The sequence below is a fragment of the Nitratidesulfovibrio oxamicus genome, from assembly GCF_015731765.1.
GTDB classification, from domain to species: domain Bacteria; phylum Desulfobacterota; class Desulfovibrionia; order Desulfovibrionales; family Desulfovibrionaceae; genus Cupidesulfovibrio; species Cupidesulfovibrio oxamicus.
In genome coordinates, this window is sequence record NZ_VRYY01000344.1 from 1 (window position 1) to 2,805 (window position 2,805).

At 69.3% G+C, this 2,805-nt stretch carries 4 protein-coding genes and 1 pseudogene; all 5 read left to right on the forward strand.

The genetic code is table 11. The features are described from left to right. Window positions 1–136 precede the first annotated feature (136 nt). Window positions 137–484, forward strand: coding sequence for a hypothetical protein (locus FVW20_RS11850; RefSeq protein ID WP_035066319.1), 348 nt, complete (start codon window positions 137–139; stop codon window positions 482–484). 9 nt (window positions 485–493) lie between these two features. Further along, window positions 494–1,498, forward strand: coding sequence for a major capsid protein (locus FVW20_RS11855; protein WP_196609778.1), 1,005 nt, complete (start codon window positions 494–496; stop codon window positions 1,496–1,498). Window positions 1,499–1,600: 102 nt separating this feature from the next. After that, window positions 1,601–2,032: a DUF1320 domain-containing protein gene (locus FVW20_RS11860; RefSeq protein WP_196609779.1), complete on the forward strand. Its 432-nt coding sequence runs from the start codon at window positions 1,601–1,603 to the stop codon at window positions 2,030–2,032. Then, on the forward strand, window positions 2,032–2,478 hold the full coding sequence (locus FVW20_RS11865; RefSeq protein WP_196609780.1) for a phage virion morphogenesis protein: 447 nt from the start codon (window positions 2,032–2,034) through the stop codon (window positions 2,476–2,478). The genes FVW20_RS11860 and FVW20_RS11865 overlap by 1 nt, the downstream gene beginning before the upstream one ends. Continuing rightward, a pseudogene (locus tag FVW20_RS11870) lies at window positions 2,475–2,805 on the forward strand (hypothetical protein); the annotation flags it as partial. The gene FVW20_RS11865 and the pseudogene FVW20_RS11870, both read left to right, overlap by 4 nt.

Genomic DNA, 2,805 nt, shown 5'->3' on the forward strand with positions numbered 1-2,805 from the left:
GCTCTTCCGATCTGCAACCGGTTGCGCCGCCCGCCGGGGCTGGCCCGGCCTTCTCGGCCCCGACCGCTGCCGCTGTCGCGCCCGCTGCCGCCCCCGTCGACCTTTCCCGCAAGATCTAGCCGCAAGGAGGCACCCCATGAGCCTGAACGAAGGCGTGCTCGGCACCTTTTCCTTCAAGGGCGACCACGCCCACACCATGGATCACCCGCCGGTGCTGTGCAGCGGCGCGGTGAAGCAGAACAACGGCATCTACCCCGCCGGGCTGGTGCTGATGCGCGACGGCGACGGCAAGCTGGTGCCGTGGGACGGCGCGGCCACCCCCACCGGGGTATGCGACCTGCCGTGCGACACGGCCACCCTGCCCGCGTGCGTCTATCTGGCCCACGGCACCGTGCGGGCCGCCGTGCTGACCAAGGCTGGCGGCGCGGCGCTGACCGCCACGGAAACCGCCCTGCTCGCGCAGGCCACCATCCATTCCGTCTAGGAGTCCCCCATGCTGCTTTCGCTCAAGAACATCTTCACCCCGCAGGCCATCGCGGCCACGCTGACCAAGCTGCCCGACCTTGCCACCACGGTGCTGGACACCGCCTTTCCCGACCGGCCCACCCATCCCTTTGCCGTGGTGGGCGTGGGCGAACTGACCCGCATCGTGGGCACCGTGCCCGTGGTGCGGCGCGGCGGCCAGCCCGTGGCCGTGGGCGGCGAAGGGTACGACGTGCAGCTCATCGCGCCCAAGCCCGTCAAGCCGTCCATCGAAGTGACGGCTGCGGAACTGAACGACCTCAGGCTGATCCTCGGCAACGCCGGCGCGCTGGAAACGTGGCGCAGCAGCAAGGTGGATTCGCTGCGCCGCCTGGTGCGCGACACCACCGAGGCCATGGCATCCGTGGTGCTGTACACCGGCAAGGTGAACTGGCCCTCGCGCATCGATGGCGGCGGGCACGAGAACTACGTCATCGACTACGGCCCGGTGCTCACCCACGCCCCGGCGGCCATGCTGACCGGCGATTCCAAGGCCAGCGCGGCCTACAACCTGCTGCTGGCCATGCGCACGGCCATCCGTCAGGCGGGCATCGGCGGCAAGGTGGCGTTCCATGCCGGGTCCGATGCCTTTTCCGTGCTGCTGGACATCTGCCAGGCGTGGACCAGCACCGCCGACAGCGGGCAGGGCCTGCGCGTGGAAATCGGCCAGGAGCAGGGCAAGCTGGTCATCGGCGGCTTTCCCGTCACCCTCATGGATGAAGCCTACCCCCATCCCATCACCGGCCAGTGGACCAACAAGCTGGAACCCAAGGCGCTGGTGGCCTACGCCACCGACGCGCCCGGCAAGGTCTGGTACTGCGCCATCGACTCCATCAGCGCGGCCAACGCGGCCACGCCGTTCTACGTGGTGCCGGAGCCGCTGCCCGGCGATTCGGGCTTCCGTCTCATCGCCCAGTCCAAACCCCTTCCTGCGAGGAACCCCAAGACCATCTGCAAGGCCATCGTGGTGGCCTAGGCGTGCGGGGCTTCCCGCCCGCCGGAAAGACGATGATCGAACACAGGCCCGCGCCAGACCCTCACACCAGTCTGAAACCAGTCTGAAACACCCGGAACGGCCATGGAATACTGCACCCGCGAGCACATCACAGACCTGTTGTTGGCCGACTACGTGGCCGTGGCCGAGGCGAAGAACCCCGGCATCGTGGAGCGCACCATCGCCGCCGTGTCCAGAGAGGTCACGGGCATGCTGGTGTGGCGCTACGCCACCCCGCTGCCGAAGGTGCCGGACCTGCTGCGCTACATCACCTCGGTGATCGCGGCCTACCGCATCGTGCAGGCCATCACCTCGCTGGTGGATACCGAGGGCAGCACGGACAACGAATGGATTCCGCTGCAACGGCAGTGGAAGCACGTGACCACCATGCTGAACGACCTTGTGGACGGGCGGCTGAAGCTGCCGCCCCCGGCGGTGGAACTGAACCCCGACCGCGAGGAAGCCAGCGTGGCCGTGGTCACCCGGCCCCCGCTGTTCGATCTCAGGAGGTTCTGATGGGCAAGACCGGCGTGACCCTGAACTGGGGCGGACTGGACCGGGTGGTGGGCGGCGCGGCGCGCAGCCTTGCCGACCGGCGCGGGCTGCTCCGGTCCGTGGGCGAAACCCTGGTGTCGTCCACGGTCAAGCGGTTCCGGGACGGGGAAAGCCCGGAAGGCGACCCGTGGAATCCTTCCGCGCGTGCGCAGCAGGAAGGCGGCGTGACGCTGGTGGATACCACCCGGCTGCGCAACTCCATCGGCTACGCCACCACGACCGACGCGGTTCTGGTTGGCACGTCGGTGGAATACGCGGCCATCCACCAGAAAGGCGGCCAGACCGGGCGCAACCATGCCGTGACCATGCCCGCCCGCCCGTTCATCGGCATTTCCGCCGAGGACAGGGCCGAAGTGGGCGACCTGCTGGCCAACCACATCGCCGCCGCGTTCGGAGGAAAGAGATGAGAACGCTGGCGCACGAGGTGATCCGGCAGGCGGCGGAAGCCGCCGGGCTGCCCGCCGACCGGGTGACCGGCCAGAGCGCGAAGGACAATGCCACGCTGCCCCGACCCCGCGTGGAGGTGCAGTACCTGACGGAAACATTCGCCCGCACCGGGCGCGTGCTGGACCGGCGGCGCGAGGTGAAAGCCGAGCCCCCGGTCCAGCGCACCAGGCGCGAACTGTACACCGTGCGCCTGCCCGTGGTGGCCCATGTGCTGGCCGACGACGACGCATGGCTGGACGGCTTCTGCCCGGCCTTCGTGGCGGCGCTGCCGCGCGGGCTGAACGACG